The 18,359-nt window shown below is 30.1% G+C and carries 21 protein-coding genes; 19 read left to right on the forward strand and 2 right to left on the reverse strand.

The genetic code is table 11. The features are described from left to right. The first annotated feature begins 89 nt into the window (after window positions 1-89). Both C3E89_RS09785 and C3E89_RS09790 read left to right on the forward strand, forming a co-directional pair. Window positions 90-1,118, forward strand: coding sequence for a YeiH family protein (locus C3E89_RS09785; RefSeq protein WP_236912533.1), 1,029 nt, complete (start codon window positions 90-92; stop codon window positions 1,116-1,118). A gap of 209 nt (window positions 1,119-1,327) precedes the next feature. Then, on the forward strand, window positions 1,328-1,822 hold the full coding sequence (locus tag C3E89_RS09790) for a methylglyoxal synthase (RefSeq protein ID WP_236912535.1): 495 nt from the start codon (window positions 1,328-1,330) through the stop codon (window positions 1,820-1,822). 38 nt (window positions 1,823-1,860) lie between these two features. Here C3E89_RS09790 and rpsD read toward each other — a convergent pair whose 3' ends face one another. After that, a complete protein-coding gene (gene rpsD, locus C3E89_RS09795; protein ID WP_236912538.1) occupies window positions 1,861-2,460 on the reverse strand; it encodes a 30S ribosomal protein S4 in 600 nt (199 codons plus the stop codon). A 236-nt stretch (window positions 2,461-2,696) separates the two neighbouring features. Between rpsD and C3E89_RS09800 the strand changes: the two genes are divergently transcribed. From C3E89_RS09800 to msrA, 16 genes are all read left to right on the forward strand, one after another. Beyond that, window positions 2,697-3,671 (forward strand): RnfABCDGE type electron transport complex subunit D, encoded by a 975-nt coding sequence (locus C3E89_RS09800; protein WP_236912541.1) that lies wholly within the window; start codon window positions 2,697-2,699, stop codon window positions 3,669-3,671. Beyond that, window positions 3,668-4,276, forward strand: coding sequence for an FMN-binding protein (locus tag C3E89_RS09805; RefSeq protein WP_236912543.1), 609 nt, complete (start codon window positions 3,668-3,670; stop codon window positions 4,274-4,276). The genes C3E89_RS09800 and C3E89_RS09805 overlap by 4 nt, the downstream gene beginning before the upstream one ends. Beyond that, a complete protein-coding gene (locus tag C3E89_RS09810) occupies window positions 4,273-4,896 on the forward strand; it encodes an NADH:ubiquinone reductase (Na(+)-transporting) subunit D (protein WP_236912545.1) in 624 nt (207 codons plus the stop codon). The genes C3E89_RS09805 and C3E89_RS09810 overlap by 4 nt, the downstream gene beginning before the upstream one ends. Beyond that, window positions 4,896-5,486: an NADH:ubiquinone reductase (Na(+)-transporting) subunit E gene (locus C3E89_RS09815; protein ID WP_236912548.1), complete on the forward strand. Its 591-nt coding sequence runs from the start codon at window positions 4,896-4,898 to the stop codon at window positions 5,484-5,486. The genes C3E89_RS09810 and C3E89_RS09815 overlap by 1 nt, the downstream gene beginning before the upstream one ends. Before the next feature lie 10 nt (window positions 5,487-5,496). Continuing rightward, window positions 5,497-6,597 carry an NADH:ubiquinone reductase (Na(+)-transporting) subunit F gene (locus C3E89_RS09820; protein WP_236912551.1) on the forward strand — a complete coding sequence of 367 codons (1,101 nt, stop codon included), beginning with the start codon at window positions 5,497-5,499 and terminating at the stop codon, window positions 6,595-6,597. 127 nt (window positions 6,598-6,724) lie between these two features. Next, on the forward strand, window positions 6,725-7,564 hold the full coding sequence (locus C3E89_RS09825) for a CvfB family protein (protein ID WP_236912553.1): 840 nt from the start codon (window positions 6,725-6,727) through the stop codon (window positions 7,562-7,564). A gap of 82 nt (window positions 7,565-7,646) precedes the next feature. Then, the gene (locus C3E89_RS09830) at window positions 7,647-7,814 is read left to right on the forward strand and encodes a hypothetical protein (RefSeq protein ID WP_236912556.1); all 168 of its coding nucleotides are present in this window, start codon (window positions 7,647-7,649) and stop codon (window positions 7,812-7,814) included. A 134-nt stretch (window positions 7,815-7,948) separates the two neighbouring features. Then, window positions 7,949-8,347, forward strand: coding sequence for a nucleoside-diphosphate kinase (gene ndk, locus C3E89_RS09835; protein ID WP_236912559.1), 399 nt, complete (start codon window positions 7,949-7,951; stop codon window positions 8,345-8,347). A gap of 141 nt (window positions 8,348-8,488) precedes the next feature. Continuing rightward, complete coding sequence (locus C3E89_RS09840) at window positions 8,489-9,856, forward strand: MATE family efflux transporter (protein ID WP_236912561.1); 1,368 nt, start codon at window positions 8,489-8,491, stop codon at window positions 9,854-9,856. 148 nt (window positions 9,857-10,004) lie between these two features. Then, on the forward strand, window positions 10,005-10,550 hold the full coding sequence (locus C3E89_RS09845; RefSeq protein ID WP_236912564.1) for a TDE2712 family protein: 546 nt from the start codon (window positions 10,005-10,007) through the stop codon (window positions 10,548-10,550). Window positions 10,551-10,687: 137 nt separating this feature from the next. Next, window positions 10,688-12,442, forward strand: a complete 1,755-nt coding sequence (locus tag C3E89_RS09850) for a DUF4153 domain-containing protein (protein ID WP_236912567.1) — start codon at window positions 10,688-10,690, stop codon at window positions 12,440-12,442. Window positions 12,443-12,503: 61 nt separating this feature from the next. Then, entirely contained in the window at window positions 12,504-12,995 is a 492-nt protein-coding gene (locus C3E89_RS09855; RefSeq protein WP_236912570.1) for a ferritin-like domain-containing protein, read from the forward strand. A gap of 96 nt (window positions 12,996-13,091) precedes the next feature. Then, window positions 13,092-13,460 carry a CidA/LrgA family protein gene (locus C3E89_RS09860; protein ID WP_236912572.1) on the forward strand — a complete coding sequence of 123 codons (369 nt, stop codon included), beginning with the start codon at window positions 13,092-13,094 and terminating at the stop codon, window positions 13,458-13,460. A gap of 3 nt (window positions 13,461-13,463) precedes the next feature. Further along, window positions 13,464-14,159, forward strand: coding sequence for an LrgB family protein (locus C3E89_RS09865; RefSeq protein ID WP_236912575.1), 696 nt, complete (start codon window positions 13,464-13,466; stop codon window positions 14,157-14,159). A 43-nt stretch (window positions 14,160-14,202) separates the two neighbouring features. Then, complete coding sequence (gene lepB, locus C3E89_RS09870) at window positions 14,203-14,757, forward strand: signal peptidase I (protein ID WP_236912578.1); 555 nt, start codon at window positions 14,203-14,205, stop codon at window positions 14,755-14,757. A 26-nt stretch (window positions 14,758-14,783) separates the two neighbouring features. Then, window positions 14,784-15,260: a peptide-methionine (S)-S-oxide reductase MsrA gene (gene msrA / locus C3E89_RS09875; RefSeq protein WP_236912581.1), complete on the forward strand. Its 477-nt coding sequence runs from the start codon at window positions 14,784-14,786 to the stop codon at window positions 15,258-15,260. Between the two features lie 116 nt (window positions 15,261-15,376). On the opposite strand, the gene C3E89_RS09880 is transcribed toward msrA, so the two are convergent. Further along, entirely contained in the window at window positions 15,377-16,024 is a 648-nt protein-coding gene (locus tag C3E89_RS09880; protein WP_236912583.1) for an HAD family hydrolase, read from the reverse strand. Window positions 16,025-16,279: 255 nt separating this feature from the next. Between C3E89_RS09880 and C3E89_RS13450 the strand changes: the two genes are divergently transcribed. Continuing rightward, window positions 16,280-18,358, forward strand: coding sequence for a BglG family transcription antiterminator (locus tag C3E89_RS13450; RefSeq protein ID WP_236912586.1), 2,079 nt, complete (start codon window positions 16,280-16,282; stop codon window positions 18,356-18,358). The last annotated feature ends 1 nt before the right edge of the window (window position 18,359 follow it).

Consider the following 18,359-nt stretch of genomic DNA (forward strand, 5'->3'; position numbering starts at 1 on the left):
AATACCTATTAATTATATAAGATTATAATATTTTACAAATAGAATAGCAAATGTTAAGCTAATTTCAATGACGGCTTTGGAGGGATAATATGGAAAGGATAAACAAATACTTACCTGGAATATTAGTATGTATGATTATTGCAAGTATTTCTTCTTATTTAGGCAATCAAATTCCTTTGGTAGGAGGCCCGGTTTTTGCTCTTTTGCTAGGAATAGTATTAAATTTATTTATCAAGCCTAGTGAAATTATTTCTCTAGGTCTAAATTTTACATCAAAAAGGGTATTGAAATTTGCAATTATATTATTAGGATTTAGTCTTAGCATAGGGCAAATTTTGGAGGTTGGCAAGATTTCTCTTATAGTCATGATATTTACTTTAGCGGCTTCATTTGGATTCGGATACCTATTTGGTAGATTATTAAAGATGGATTGGAAACTGTCAAGCCTTATTTCAGCAGGAACTGGAATATGTGGAGGTTCTGCTATAGCTGCATTATCACCAGTCATTGAGGCTAAGGATAGTGACATAACTTATGCCATATCTGCTACTTTTATATTCGATATTTTAATGATTATACTTTTTCCAGTCATGGGAAGTAAATTAGGTCTTTCCGATTTAGCTTACGGACTTTGGACTGGAACAGCAGTTAATGATACTTCATCGGTAGTAGCAGCAGGCTATGCTTATTCTAATACGGCTGGAGAATTTGCAACTATTGTTAAATTAACTCGAACTCTCTCAATTATACCAACAGTTATAGTATTTTCTTATATAGCACAAAAAGTAAAACATAGGCAGTTAGGGATTTATGATGGTTGTGGTGATGAATTTTCAAAGAGTAAAGTGTCCATTAATTCTATTTTTCCTTATTTTATTATATTCTTTATTTTGGCCGCTATATTCAATAGTGTAGGTATAATTCCTACTAAATTAGGATTAATATTGAAAAATGCTAGTAAATTTTTGATGATAATGGCTTTAGGTGCAATAGGACTTAAAACTAATCTTAAGGAAGTAAAAAGTTCTGGACTTGCTCCAATGTTACATGGATTTATAATATCGGCTATAGTTGTTATTGTATCAATAGGTGTTCAGTTTTTATTAGGTCAAATATAATGAAGTAAAGAGCATTAATTTTATTAAGGTATGTTTGTAATTAAAAATGGGCATATAAAATTTGATAAGTTTATTATAGCTGTAAAATAAAAGTTGAAGAAACTAAAAACTATTAAAGTAGAGTCCAAGAAAATAGTTTAATTAGATTGCCATATAATTAAAATTTGTGTAAAGTAATAGTATAACTAAAAATATAAGGAGTTGTTACAATGGCTATTGATAAGGATTTTGCAACTATAAAAATGGAAAAACGAAAGCGGATAGCTCTAATTGCCCACGATAATAGAAAAAAAGATATGATTAAATGGATAAACGCTAATAGGGATAAGCTTAACAAACATTATCTTTGTGGAACAGGTACAACTGCTACTCTAATTGCAGAAACTACTGGTTTACCTGTTAAAGCATTCAAGTCTGGCCCCTTAGGTGGAGATCAACAGATAGGTTCGCGAATTGCTGAAGGGGATATAGATTTTATGATATTCTTCTGGGATCCTTTAGAGGCTCAACCACATGATCCAGACGTCAAAGCACTATTACGAATTGCAGTTTTGTATGATATACCTGTAGCTAACAACCAATCTACAGCAGATTTTTTACTATCTTCACCTCTAATGGAAGAAGAATATGTAAGACAATTAGTAGATTTTTCTAAAGGGATAGATGATAGGGTTAAGGAATTTAAAGTTAAAGAATCAAATTAAAATATGTAAAGGCACCTAATGCTAGGTGCCAAATATTACTACATAATACTTGAGTAAAATTCAACTACTAATTGGTCTTCAATTTCAATTGGTACTTCTTCTCTTTCTGGATATCTAATGAATTTCCCAGAAAAACTAGATTCATTTTTTTCTAAATAAGGATACAGGTTAGGGAAGGATGAAAGAAAATTCTCTCTAAACATTTCTATATTTCTAGATCTTTCTTTTAGAGCAATTGTATCTCCTACATTAACTCTATATGAAGGTATATCTATTTTTTTCCCGTTCACCCTAATATGACCATGAACTACCATCTGTCTTGCCTGTCTAATAGAGGAAGCAAAACCCAACCTATATACTAAATTGTCTAATCTGGATTCCAATATCTTAATTAAAGCATAACCAGTTTGATCCTTAGCCTTCTTAGCTTCCCGTACATATCCTAAAAATTGTTTTTCCATAACACCGTAATAAGCTCTTAATCTTTGCTTTTCTAGTAATTGCATACCATAATTAGAGAGTTTTTTGTCTGCTCTAGAAGTACCTTTTTTAGCTCTATTCATGGCTTTTGGATGGCCACATACATTTAATCCTAATCTTCTACATTCTTTGAATCTAGGATTCATTTTTTTTGCCAAAATTATCAACTCCATCTATAAATTTGCCGCGATAATTTTAAGCCAATATTAATATACCATAAAAAACATTAATTGTAAATGATAATTATTATCAATTTTAAAAACATACTGCACATCTCAAATCAATATATAGAATTCAAAAATGTATTATAGATGTTTTTTTTTGAAAATTCGGGGAATATATTAGTATAAGTAAACAATTTTAACATAATAGATTAGTTTTCGGAGGTGGTATCTTGATATCTAACTTTATGAAAAAGTATTTTATTACACAAAAGATGATGAGGACAGTAATTATATCTTTAGTTCCTCTAATCATATCTTCTATTTATTTTTTTGGATGGAGATCTTTAGTTTTACTTTTTTGGGTAACTTTATTTGGAGTCGCTATGGAATGGATTTACGAAAAAAAACAGGGGAAAAAGATATCAGAAGCAATTTTTGTCACTTGTATACTCTATGTATTAACTCTTCCACCTAGAACGCCTATATGGATAGCTGTGGTGGGAATAATTTTTGGAGTTTTTTTTGGGAAAGAAGTATTTGGTGGTTTTGGAAGGAATTTATTTAATCCCGCTTTAGTAGCTAGGGCTTTCGTATACGTAACCTTTCCTGAACCATTGACTATTGAGTGGTCGAAAGCTGCAGCAGGATTTCCAGGCGGATTTACTACATATATAACAGAAAATATTGATGCCATAACTCAAGCTACTCCAATGTTGATTTTCCGTGAAACGGGAGAAATGGTTTCTTCACTAAAATTATTATTAGGCAATGTTTCAGGTTCTTTAGGAGAAACTAGTGCTATTTTAATCATCCTTGCAGGAATATATTTAATATATAAGAAAGTAGCAGCTTGGCAAACTATGGCAGGAGTGCTAATTGGATTTACTGGTTTAAGTGGTGCTTTATACTTTTTAGGGAATCCTCAAATTCCAAATCCTATTTTCGGTATATTATCTGGAGGTTTTTTATTTGGGATGATATTTATGGCTACAGATCCTATTTCCTCTCCAAAGACTAAGGAAGGAAAGTGGATATATGGGATTCTAATAGGTATAGTTACAGTTATAATTCGAGGATATGCATTATTTGCAGGAGGAATGATGTTTGCCATACTAATAGGTAATACTTTTGCTCCTATTATAGATGAAGGGGTAAATTATTATAAGAAACATAAGAGGGAAGCGAAGAAAGGGGTGACAGCATGAAAAAATCCTTTAGTTTTCCAATTGTTTTTATGGTTATGATTACTGCATTTTTTACTTTAATCCTTGCTTATCTAAACTATGTTACAACCGATGCCATTGCTTTTAATGAAGAAACCGACTTGCGAAAGACTTTACTTTATGTATTTGATATAGAAGTACCTTCTGATGATCCTAAAATAATAGAAGAGGTATTTAATCAATATGTAGGAAAAGAAGAAATAGGAGATGAAACTATATATTTTATTAAGGAAGGAGAGAAAATTACAGGATATGCCTTTCCAGTTGGAGGAACTGCTCTTTGGGGCACAGTCCAAGGATATGTTGCTATATCTGAAGATTATAGTAAGCTTCTTGGAATAGATTTCGTCTCCCATAGTGAAACACCAGGCTTAGGTGGTAGAATATCGGAAGACTGGTTCAAAGAACAATTTAGAGGTTTAGATTTAACTAAAGCCCAGGATGAACAATATATTATCTATAGGCCAGCCCCTAATGGGAATGTAGATGCTATAGCCGGTGCAACACAAACTTCTAATTCTGTCAGTAAATTTTTAAATGAAGATATTTATGAATTCATAAATAAAAAGGGGGGAAGAAATAAATGATAGGAGATAGTCCGAAGAAAATTTTTAAGAAAGGGATTTGGGAAGATAACCCTATATTTAAACAAGTAGTTGGAATTTGTTCTGCATTAGCAGTTACTAATTTAATGTTAAATTCATTAATAATGGGGTTAGGATTAATATTTGTTACGGCTTTTTCTGAGTTAACTGTATCTATTATAAGAAAGTTCACCCCAAAACATATTAGGATGATGGTTCAAGTACTTATAATTTCTGTTTATGTAATAATGGTAGATATCTTTCTAAAAGCTTACTATCCTGAAATGAGTAAAGCTTTAGGACCCTATGTAGGGCTTATAATAACAAATTGCATAATAATGGGAAGATGTGAAGGTTATGCCCAGAACAATCCTCCATTAAATTCTTTCTTAGATGGTATTGCATCTGGATTAGGATATACAATAATACTTCTTGCTATATCTTTCATTCGAGAACTATTTGGATTTGGAACTATTTTTGGATACAAGGTATTTGGCGACTGGTGGACTAACTGGACAATAATGGTAATGCCGCCTGCAGCATTCTTCATTTTGGGAGTAATAGTCTGGTGGGCTAGAAGCAAAACCACTGAGGAAGAAAAAGAAGGAGGTGCTATTAACTGATGATAGAACTTAATCCATTAGTGATTTTTTTTGCAGCCATATTCACAAATAATATGATTTTTAGTTACTTTTTAGGCATGTGCTCTTTTATTGGCGTATCTAATGAAATACCTACTTCACTGGGGCTAGGACAAGCGGTTACTTTTGTATTAACCTTCACTACTATGTTAAACTATATAATCTATCATAATATACTAGTACCCCTTAATTTAGAATATTTAAGGTTTATAGTATTTATAATAAGTATAGCTGCTTTTGTCCAATTAATTGAGATGATAGTAGAAAGATATTTCCCAAACCTTTATTATGCTTTAGGTATTTTTTTACCACTTATTACTGTTAACTGTGCTATATTAGGGGTTTCCCTATTTATGGTTATTAGAGAATATACTTTTCTTCAATCTGTAGGGTTTGCAGTAGGTTCGGGAATTGGATGGACTTTAGCAATTGTTGCTATGGCTGGAGCTAGACAAAGAATTAAGAGAACTAAATTACCAAAAGGGCTTGAAGGGCCAGGGATAACATTGATTATAACTGGTTTAATGGCTTTAGCTTTTATTGGTTTTTCTGGCATAGTGCAGATTCAATAGGGGGGATACTATGGAGACTATATTAATTACTACAGTTACTGTAACGGCTTTTACTGGTATATTAGCATTTTTATTGACCCTAGCTGACCGAACCATAGCCAATTATGGAGAGATGAAGATAACGATAAATGATGATCAGGAATACATAGTAGATGGTGGAAATACTTTATTAGCTGCCTTAATCGATGAAAAGATCTTCATCCCCTCTGCTTGTGGAGGTAAAGGAACTTGCGGTTATTGTAAGGTAAAAGTATTGGAAGGTGGAGGGCCTGTTTTACCTACAGAAATGCCTTGGCTTACTGAAGAAGAATTAGAAGAAAAGGTAAGGCTCTCTTGTCAATGTAAAATAAAAGAAGATATTAGGATTGAGATTCCAGAAGAATTATTTAATGTTAAGGAATATCAAGTTACAGTAGAATCCATTGAAGATATGACTCCAGTCATAAAAAAATTAAGATTAAGATTTAAAGAAGGAGAGGAGATTAGCTTTAAACCAGGTCAATATATTCAGCTAAAAGCTCCAATATATGAAGGAAATGATGAAGAAGTATATAGAGCTTATTCAATTGCCTCTCCTCCTTCTGAAAAAAACTATATAGACCTTATTATAGGATATGTACCTGATGGTATAGCTACTACCTATGTTCATAAACATATTAAAGTAGGAGATACCGTTGATATTAATGGACCTTATGGAGATTTTTATTATCAAGATAAGTATGATAACGAAATGATTCTAGTGGCAGTTGGTACCGGTATGGCTCCAATTCTATCTATCCTCTATCATATGAAAGATCAGGATATAAAACGAAAGGCAAGGTTTTATTTTGGAGCTAGAACTCCAGAGGATCTATTTTTAATAGATGAATTGAAGGAATTAGAGGAAACCTTATATGACTTTGAGTTCATTCCAACTCTTTCTAGAGCATTAGATGAGCATAATTGGACAGGGGCAAGAGGAAGAGTAAATGTACTATTGGATGAACATATAAAATCTCCCGATGATAAGGAAGCCTATCTTTGTGGTAGCCCTGCCATGATAGATACAGTAGTCGAAGTATTAAAAGAAAAGGGTATACTTGAAGAAAATATATATTATGATAAATTTTAGAATAGTATCTCAATTAAATGGGACATTAATTAATGTCCCATTTAATAATTGTTTTAAAAAATATGGGTAAATATATAATATATATGATAGAATCGTAATTATAATGAATAGGATAAGAGGTGTTTTTATGATTGAAATTGGTGAAATCCAGAAATTGGAGATAAAAAGAAAAACTTCAGTGGGAGTATATTTAAATAGCAAAGGAAGCAGGAAAGAAGATAAAGATGTACTATTACCTAATAAGGAAGTACCAAAAGGTGCTAATATAGGTGATGAAATAGAAGTATTTATTTATAGGGATTCAAAAGAAAGACTAATCGCAACAACTAGGAAGCCAAAGGTCACTTTAGGAGAAATAGGCTTATTAAAAGTAGTAGATATTACAAAAATAGGTGCATTTTTAGACTGGGGGTTAGAAAAGGACCTTTTTCTACCTTTTAAAGAGCAAACTATGAAATTAGAAAAAGGAAGAAAATATTTAATAGGATTATATCTAGATAAAAGTGATAGGCTTTGTGGCACTATGAAAATTAAGGATTTTTTGAAAAATGATTCGCCTTATAGAGAGAATGATTGGGTAAAGGGAACTATATATAGTATAAATAAAGAAATAGGTGCTTTTGTAGCAGTTGATAATAAATACGAAGGTCTTATACCGAAAAATGAATTGATAGGAGTTTATGTGCCAGGAGAAGAAGTAAATTTACGGGTTATAAATGTAAAAGAAGATGGGAAATTAGATCTTAGCTTAAGGGATAAATCCTATATGGAAATAGATAAAGATGCAGAATTAATATTAAATAAAGCTAAAGAAAATGGTGGTATACTTTTATTAAATGACTATAGCTCTCCAAAAGAAATAAGAAATGAATTAAACATTAGTAAATCAGCATTTAAAAAAGCTGTAGGTAGGCTACTCAAAGAGGGAAAGATTGAATTTGTTGAGAAGGGTATAAAAATATTATAGAGGAAATAATTCATGAAAAATATGAAACTATCTCCATTTATTGAATATATTAGATATGAATATGTTTTTAAGGAGTGATAAAATGAAACACATATCTATGGTTGACTATGGAGATGGTTCAAGTTTAGAGGAAAAGGTAAATGAGTGGATTTTATCAAATGAAGAAAACTTATTAGAGATTATAGATATCGAATATGACCAACATGGTAATATGTATATTGCCACAATCACATATTTGGAAAGAGAATAATCTGCTTATTTAATTTACCAGGATAGTGGAGTATTATAGCATATAACAATAAATACATAATATGGTTTTAAATATAGATATTGGCTATAATAGAAACGTATGTTATAATATTTAAAAACTACCGAGGTGATAGGATGGAAAAGACTTTTATAATGATTAAAACCGATGGGGTTAAAAGAGGGCTCATTGGAGAAATAATTGGAAGAATAGAAAAAAAGGGTTTTAAGATTACAAAGGCAAAATTATTTCAACCTAGTAAAGAATTGGTAGAAGAACATTACATAGAACATAAAGAAAAACCTTTTTTTGAAGAACTAATAGAATATTTAACAAAAGGTCCGGTTATGGCTATGGAAGTTGAAGGAGAATCCGTTATAGAAATAATGAGAATTATGATAGGGGATAAAGACCCTAAAATGGCTCAACCAGGCACTATTAGAGGAGATTTTGCTTATTCACTGACTCAAAATATTGTTCACGGTTCAGACTCTATTAAAAGTGCAGAAAGAGAGTTAAAATTATGGTTTAGTTAATAAAGCAAGGGGATGTTTAAATACAATCCCCTTTTTTAATTTGAAATAATTATGTTTCGAGTATCTAAGTACTTTTTTAAAATGCTATTTGATGATATAATCTATATTAGATTTATAGAAAACAGAATGAGGTGAAAGCTTATGGAGAAATTAGATAGAAAAGAATTGATATTGGAAGGGAATATGTATAAGGCCATTACAGTAATATCTTTACCAATTATGATAAACAATTTTATTCAAACTTTATATAATTTAGCAGATGCAATTTGGGTAAGCAAATTAGGTTCAGTCCAATTTGCTGCTACTTCTTTTGTATGGCCAGTAATATTTTTATTTATATCCTTAGGAATTGGAGTTTCTATTGCTGGAACCTCTATATTATCTCAATTGGTAGGAGCTTCAGAATATGAAGAAGCTAATGCTTATGCTAGTCAACTAATGGTGATATCAACTGTATTTTCCATTTGTTTTGCTATATTAGGGTATATATTAAGTCCATACATTATCAAGCTAATGGGAGGGACTGGGGATTTAGCAATATATAGTAATACATATTTAAAAATAAGTTTCTTAGGCTTTCCTTTTGTATTTTTATTTTTCAATTTTAATTCTATTATGACTGCTCAAGGAAACACATTGGCTCCAACTATTCTAAGTGCTATAAGTGCTATTATTAATGTAATATTAGACCCTGTTTTTATATTCACATTAGATATGGGAGTAGCTGGTGCTGCTATAGCTACAGTAGCTTCTCAAGCACTACTAGTATTTGCGGGAATATACTTATTAAAAAATCATTCCCCTATGATAAAACCAAGTTTTAAAGGGTTCAAGTTTAGCAAAGACAAATTTAATAAAATAGTGGAAGTAGGATTTCCTGCTAGTATTGGTCAATCTGGAGCAGCATTAGGTTTTGTTGTCTTAAATAGTTTCATTGCTTCTTATGGCACGGCTACATTAGCTGCCTTTGCTATGGTTAATCGGATCACATCATTAATAATGCAACCACCTATGGGTATAGGGGCAGGTTTGACTTCTATAGTTGGACAAAATATAGGAGCAAATCAATTTGATCGGGTACATGACGCATTTAAGAAATCTGTGATAATATCATTAACTATATCATTTGTAGGTGTAATATTCATGTTATGGAAGGATACAGAAATAATTGATTTATTTATGCGTTCTAAAGACGATATTGAAGTAATTGAACAAGGAGTTACATATTTACGATATATATCTATAACTATGCCTTTGATGGGTTTATTTAGTATATTCCAAGGATTATTTCAAGGTTCAGGCCATACTAAGTACTCTATGACCATGGCCATTGGACGCCTTTGGTGTATTAGGATTCCCATGATTTTATTATTTAAGCATTTTACTGATTTAGGCCCTGTTGGTATATGGATTTCTATGAGCTCCAGTAACTTTTTTATATGTGTATATGGTTATATAATCTATAAAATGGACAAATGGCAGAAAAGAGTGATTAATGTAGAACAATAAAATAAGTATATAAGTTAATAGAATAAATTTTTAATACCCATGGGTTTTTATTTCATGGGTATTTTTCTATAAAAAAGTGAAAAATAAACTTCTTTTAGGTGTATAATAGTAAAAGAAATAACAATATAAATTTACAAGGAGTGATAGTATGATCAAAAGAATTAAAACAAACTTAGACGTTGTAGAAGCAATGTTATACTATTGGCAGGCTACTAGTGAAAAAGAAAAAGTAGGTGAACCATATATATTAAGTATAGCTGATTTTCCAGAAATGGAATACATATATGGTGAGGAATTTGACAAAGAATCGGTGAGAAAAGTTCTTAGTGCCATTTCTAATAGAGAAATGCTCAATAGTGAGAGCAAGAAGGAAAGAAAATTTTGGAATAATAATATGTGGATGTTGGAAGACTTAGAATTTACCAATATGATGATACAGCCAGTAAAAAAACTAAATTTAAGTGGATTGATAGACAAATTAAATGATATAAATGATAGCTTTCAACATGAACAAATAGAAGTAATTTTTGTGCCTGGTCATTTAGATGATTACATTATAGATAAAAATAAACTAATAATCAATTTCTTTAGAGTAATGCCAGATTTATATCAAGAGGGTAAGGTAAATATAGGAGATAAAGATTTTAATGAATATATTGAAGAAAAATTAGTAGAAATGGTTAGTAAAAATTAGTACTAAGATTGCAGGGTTAGGATTATGAAAAGGCAGCTACTATTTATAATGTAGTTGCCTTTTCGTATTAGATTTTCATTTAATATAAAAAATAGTATAATATAATTATGAAACAAAAACAAGAAAGAGGTGAAATAATGAATTTTACTTTAAGGATAAAAAATGTATTTAGAAGTATTAAGAATAGTTTTAGAAGATTTCCAATAACCATCGGGGTATCTACTGCTTTAGTTATTATGTTGGTTATTTTATCAGAAAAAGGTTCTCAATTAACTCAAAATTCTAGGGAAATTTTACAACGAATAAATATGATTATTGCTCTAGGAATACCCTTGTCTCTATGTGTTAAATTAATATATGAAAAGAAAAAATATTCTAATAGAGTTTATGAAGTAATTGGATATATATTTGGAGGAGTTATTTTAATATTATATTATCTTTTCTTATTAAAAGATTTTTCTATGACAAGTATGGTAAGATATATTGGAGTTTCATTGTTTTTATATTTAGCTTTTGCTTATATACCTTGGATAGGGAGAAAAGCTGATTATGAATCTTATATAATCAAGGTGTTTTCTAGTTTTTTTCTCACAGCAATATATTCATTTGTTCTCTATTTAGGTATTTCTGCTATTTTATTCACTATTGATCAATTATTTAATGCTAATATACCTGGAAAATATTTTTATTATACATTCTTAATTATTGCAGGAATATTTGCTCCTTCTCTATTCTTAGCTCGGATTCCTGAAATAGATGAGGATTTTAGCGAATATGAATACCCTAAATCCCTAAAGGTATTATTGTTATATATTGTAATTCCATTAATTGCAATATATTCAACTATTTTATATGCTTATTTTTTAAAGATAATTATAACTCGAATTTGGCCTCAAGGACTAGTTTCTCATTTAGTGTTATGGTATTCAGTTTTAAGTGTTGCAGTAATATTTTTTATAACGCCTATTTTAGATATGGATAGGTGGGCCTATAGATTTAAATTTTGGCTTTCTAAGTTGATTCTACCTATTCTAATTATGATGTTTATTTCCATAGGTATTAGGGTTAAAACCTATGGAATTACTGAAAATAGATATTTTATTCTAGTTCTAGGGTTGTGGGTATTAGGTATAATGCTTTATTTTGCTTTTTCAAGGAAATTGAATAATATCATCATTCCTATATCTTTATCCATAATAGCATTAAATTCAGTCTTTGGGCCATTGAGTAGTTTTTCAATATCTAAACTAAGTCAGAACAATAGACTAAAATCTATTTTAACTAGAAATCATATGTTAGAAGGTAGTAAAATATTGAAGGCACCAGAAGACATATCTATCGAGGATAAGGAAGAAATTAGTGCAATACTTAGATATTTTGAGAACCATCATTCTTTAGAGAATATTAAAAAACTGCCAGAGGATTTTGAAATAAAGGATATGAATAGGGTATTTGGTTTTCCATATACAGAGAAAGATTTATATGGATATGATTATTTCTACTATCAGTCTGAGGAAAAGGGTAAAGTCCTTGAAGTAAAAGAATACCATTATCTATTAGAATCTTATGGTATAGTGGATAGTACTCAAATAAAGGACAATGTCATGGTTTCATATAATGATAGAAATTATAATTTTAAAATAGAAGAAAAGGATAATATAATATATGAGACCAACTTAAAGAAGTATGCATTAGATATCATAAAAAATATTGAAGATTTAAACATAAAGGGCAACAATACTATAGAAGCAGATAAAATGATTTTTATAGATGAAAATGAGAAAATAAAGGTTAAATTCGTTATTAATAGCATTAATGGGGAAAGACGTAGCTCTATTGATGATACTATGTTGAGAAATATAGATTACTATGTTTTAATTAAAATAAAATAGTTTTCTTCTAGTTGGTAAGGGTAAATTAAATATAACAGAAAAACAAAAAAAGGGGGATAATATGTTAAAGGAAGAATTAAGTATTATTAAACAAGCTATTTTAAACGAAATAGAAGGCTATGAGTTTTATCGAATGGCTGCGAATCAAGCAGGTACTAGTGATAGTAAAGGGGCTTTCATGGAGCTAGCCAATGAAGAATTAAAGCATGTAGGTTATTTAGAGGCATTATTTGAGAAAATAAAAAATAGTAATGATGACGATATAAAATTAGCTTTCGAGGATATGCCACCTTCCCCAGGAATTTACACCTGGGAAAAGGTAGATAAAGAATATGTAAGTTTAGCAATGTCAGTTTTTGGTATCGGTATGCAGATGGAAAAAGCTTCTATTGATTTTTATGAAGCAGCAAAGGCTAAGACTGAAATTGAAACAGCAAAGGAGTTATACGATTTATTAGTAAAATGGGAACAAGTCCATTTAGAACAATTTACTGAACAGTATAATATGTATAAAGAAGATTGGTGGGCAGAACAGGGATACGCACCGTTTTAAAATGCTACATAGGGGGTTGCTCAGCAACCTTCTTCTTCTTTTAAAATACTGTTATAGATTTTATAATAAAATAGGAAGAATAATAGGAGTGATATATTGAAAACTTTAAAAGAATTTAGCCTTATATTAATAATACTTTTTATAGGTCAAGTTTTACAGCAGAAATATAATATACCAGTACCAGGAACCATATTAGGGATGATAATTCTACTGTTATTACTAATTACTAGGGTTTTAAAGATAGAAAGGATCGAAAAAATATCAGATGTATTGTTAAAGCATTTAACACTATTTTTTGTACCTTCCGTTGTAGGAATTATGAATTTATTTGATAAAGTAAAAGGTATTTGGGTTTATTTGTTGATTATATTATTTATATCTACTATCGTCGTAATGGTAGTTACAGGATTAACTATTCAATTTTTAGATAAGCATATAGTAAACAAACACAGGAAAGGAGCATAAAACATGGCATTGTATTTGGATACTCCACTATTTGGTATGACTTTATCAATAGTTGTATTTATTATTGGAATATACATAAACAAGAAAAGTAAAATAGCTATTTTCAATCCTTTGCTTCTATCTGGAATAATTATAATAAGTTTCCTATTGTATTTTGATATAGACTATGAAACTTATAATAAAGGCGGTAGTATTATAAGCTTTTTCATTGCACCTGCTACAGTAGTTTTAGCAGTACCATTGTATAAAAATATTAAATTGCTAAAAGAAAGATGGCTGTCTATATTAATTGGAATAATTGTAGGGAGCTTGGCTGGACTTTTCACTATACTTTTATTGAGTAAGTTTTTAGAAATAGACCATAGGATTATGGTTTCTATGTTTCCAAAATCTACTACTACAGCTATTTCCATGGAAATAGCAAACCAAATAGGAGGATTGCCTACTCTTGCTGTAGCTTTTACAGCAGTGGCTGGAATAGGGGGAAATTTTATTGGAGAAAGTATTTTAAGATTATTTAAAATAGATGATAAAGTTTCAAAAGGAGTAGCCTTGGGAACCGCTTCCCATGCTTTAGGGACGGCGAAGGCAATGGAAATGGGAGAGACAGAAGGCGCCTTAGCTTCACTATCAATAGGTCTTGCCGGTGTTATTAGCGTATTTTTAATTCCTTGGTTTATGAACCTATTGTCAATATAGAATTTCTAGTTGTATTTATAATTAAATTTAAGGAGAAGATAATATGAAGAATGAAATTAAAGAATGGATAAAATCTATAGGCATAGCTTTAATATTAGGTTTTATCTTTACTTCCTTCATAGGGGGGACAAAGGTTCATGGTAGTTCTATGAACCCTACTTTGAATCAAGGTGATATATTAGTAATGTTTAATAGCAAGAACATTAGCAATGGTGATATTGTAATAATTAATACGGACTTAGAAATTACTCCCCAAGACTTAGAAGGATTAAATCCTATAAGCAAATGGAAAGTAGGGAAGACTAAAAAACTGGTAAAGAGAGTAATAGCTACAGAAGGAGATAGCTTAATAATTGAAGAAGGTAAAGTTTTTTTGAATGGCTATGAACTAAAGGAAGATTATATTAGAGGGAATGAAACCTTTGGCGATTTAAGAATAGAGAAGATCCCAGAAGATAAAATATTTGTTATGGGAGACAATAGGGGAAATAGCTTTGACAGTAGGAATAAAGAGCTTGGATTAGTGGATATAGATGATGTGATGGGGAAAGCTATTATTCGTATTTATCCTTTTTCTAAGTTTGGTATAGCCAAGTAATTATTAAGAACAAAGGAGTTGAAAAAATGAAAGAGATTGTATTAGCAGGAGGATGCTTTTGGGGAGTAGAAGAATATATGTCAAGAATTGATGGCATAAAAGAAACGACAGTTGGTTATGCAAATGGTACTACTGAAAATCCTACCTATGAAGAAGTATGCACTAATATTACTGGGCATGCAGAGGCTTGTTATATTAAATATGATGAAAATATATTATCCTTAGAGGATTTACTCAATAGGTTTTGGAAAATAATTAATCCAACATTATTAAATAGGCAAGGGCCAGATATAGGTAGTCAATATAGGACAGGAATATATTATATAGATGAATCGGATCTACCAACTATAATGAAAACTTTTGAAGAACAAAAAATCAAATATGATAAACCTATAGTTACAGAAGTAGAACCGTTAAGGGTCTTCTACGAAGCAGAAGAATATCACCAAAAGTATCTAAAGAAGAATCCAAATGGATATTGTCATATAGATTTAAATGCCTAATTATACTATAGGTACATTTTAAAAAGTTCTCTTTTTGTCTAGGTCCAACCTGAATTTCCCTTGCAAAGAAGGCAGGGTATTGGTTGGGACTTTCTTTTGAACAAAAAAGAGAACTCTTATTTAAATAGGTTTTTAATAAGATTTAAATCTAATTCTTTAAAATTATTTACTACTAAATCTGCTTCAGACAGATCTTGGTTGCCAGAGTTTGGGCTTTGAAGACCAATGCATTTCATTCCAGCCCCTTTTGCTGCTTTTACACCATTTTTGGCGTCTTCTATGACTAAACAGTAAGATGGTTCTACTTTCATCTTTTCAGCTACAGTTAAAAATATTTCTGGGTTTGGTTTTCCTTTGTTCACTTCTTCACCACTTATAAAGAATTTTAAATATTTATCTAAACTAAATTTTTTTACAATAGCATCTACTGCTTTCTTATTATTTGATGAGGCCAAGGCCATAGGATATCCTTCATCATATAGAGCTAACATAAATTCTTTAAAATTATCTATTAACTGCACTTTATCAATGTTTTCTAAAAACCTTTTTTTCTTCATCTCAACCATTTCTTCTACGGAAGGTTTTAGATTAAATTTGTCTTTAAAAGTATTCCACATATGATAGTCTGTAGTACCTACAAAGGATTTATGCTCTTCTTTGGTGATTTTGCCTCCAAGTTCTTCTAACAACTCCACTTCCAATTCAAAATGCAATGGTTCACTATCAATAATTACTCCATCCATATCAAAAATTACAGCTTTCAAAATATCTCTCCTTTATACATTATTATATCCCTGTAAATGAATATACATTATAAACCAGAATAAGTCAAAGACTTCCATGAATTTTATTAGAATAAGAGGAAATTACCAAGTAGATAAAATTGTAAGCATTGTTTAACTATGTCACTATTCAATACTGACAAGTTAGCATTAACTAACCTTTGTAATACTGAGGGTTATGGGGTATTATGATATTAAAGATAGTGGTAAATATTTCAAGAAATTTTCTCGAAGGGGGTGAAAACAATACTATTAGATAGGCGTAGCAAGGGAATATTGACTATGCTTGCAGAGAGTAAAGAACCTTTAACTATGAGCTATATTGGTAATAAACTAAATGTTAGCTCAAGAACTGTTAAACGTAAGATGACAGAAATAGAAGATTACTTAATAAAGCATGGATTTAAGCTTATTACAAAACCCGGATATGGTGTAGAAATTGAAGGGGATTTAAATGAAAAAAATAGACTTAAACAGTTAATAAATGAAGAAACATTTGAAAAAAAATATACACCAGAAGAAAGACAACTATATATTTTAATAGAATTACTAAAAGGCAAAGAACCTATTAAGATGTATAAGTTTAAATCTGATTTAAATGTTACTGAAGGCACTATAAGTTTTGATTTAGATAAAGTTGAAGATATTCTTTGTCAATATAATATAAGGTTAATAAGAAGACCAGGGGTAGGGGTGTATATTGAAGGAGAAGAATCCAATTTAAGAAGACTAATAATTAATATAATATATGAAAACAATTACCAAAACCAATTATTAGAAATACTCGGAAATGCTATACAAAATAAAAATATTATTAATAAATCAATAAGGCTTAGTACTAAAAATAAATTATTAAATATGATAGATAAAGATACTATTAGTGAAGTGGAAAAGGTTGTCCATTATTTTGAGAATGATAAAAAATTAGTGTTGAACGATAGTCAATATGTAGCTTTAATCGTCCATTTAGCTTTAGTAGTAGAACGCATAAAAAATGGTGATAAGATTTATATGAGGGAGCAGCATTTAAATAATCTTAAGAAAAAGAAAGAATTTAATATGGCAAGGGGATTAGCTAATGAAATTGAAAATAGCTTTGGAATTAATATGCCAGATGATGAAATAGGCTATATTACTATGCATTTGTTAGGGTCTAAAAAATATTTTGATTATAAAAACAGCGATCTAAACGATTTCCTAATAGACAATTACCAGATAATAGAAACATCAAAGGCTTTGATTGAATATGTTCAAAAGGAATCAAATACTTATTTACTACAAGATGATAAGATTTTAGTTAATTTAGCTATTCATCTAGAACCTGCAATTAAAAGAATGATAATGGGAATGGAAATAAGAAATCCTTTATTAAACGAAATAATGGAAAACTATCCACAAATCTTTAACTTGTCTAAAAAGGCTTCTTCTATAATTGAAAAAGAGTTTAATGTAAAAGTCCCAGACGCTGAAGTTGGATACATAGCACTTCATATCGGTGGCGCATTGGAAAGAGTTAATAATTATATTTATAAGGTAGTTGTAATATGTCCAAGTGGAATTGGAGCTTCTAGATTATTATCCACCAAAATAAGCAATGAATTTTTTAATATTGAGGTAATGGATACAGTATCTGCACTAGAGGCCAATAAATATGATTTCAGCAGATGTGATTTTATAATAACAACGGTTCCTATAAATGTAAAAAAGGTTCATTGGATTTTAGTAAATCCTCTATTGTTGGAAGAGGATAAAGATAAAATAAAGACCATTATGACTAAAATACCTTTAGGGAATAAAGAAATAAAAAATGAAAATATAGAAGAAAAAGGGTTGAAACAGTTATTGACAAAGCAAATAAACTATTCTAGAGCAATCATTCAAGTACTAGATAATTATAGATACCATGAAGTAATGGTAAATAATTATAAAGAGCTGATTGATAAAATAAGTAAAACTTATACTGCCAATCAGTCAGGTTTTAATAATTTGAAAAGAGATATTCTGGAAAGAGAAAAATTAGGGCAAGTTATATTGGAAGAATCAAATACAGCAATCTTTCACTGCAGGACTAAAGAAGTAGAAGAACTACAAATAGGAATATTTAACCTACTAAAACCGCTAATAATTAGCGATAAAACTATAAAAACAGCAGCTATATTACTAGCTCCCAAGGATATTGATGCTGAATATATTGAGGTAATGAGTTATATAACTCAAAGTATTTTTAAAGGGGAGTTAATAAAAACAATTGAAATGGAAGAAGTTTATAGAAATCTAAACAATATATTAGAGAGTTTTTATAACAATATAAAATGAA

The organism is Clostridium sp. Cult1, from assembly GCF_021655095.1.
GTDB lineage: Bacteria > Bacillota > Clostridia > Tissierellales > Tepidimicrobiaceae > Schnuerera.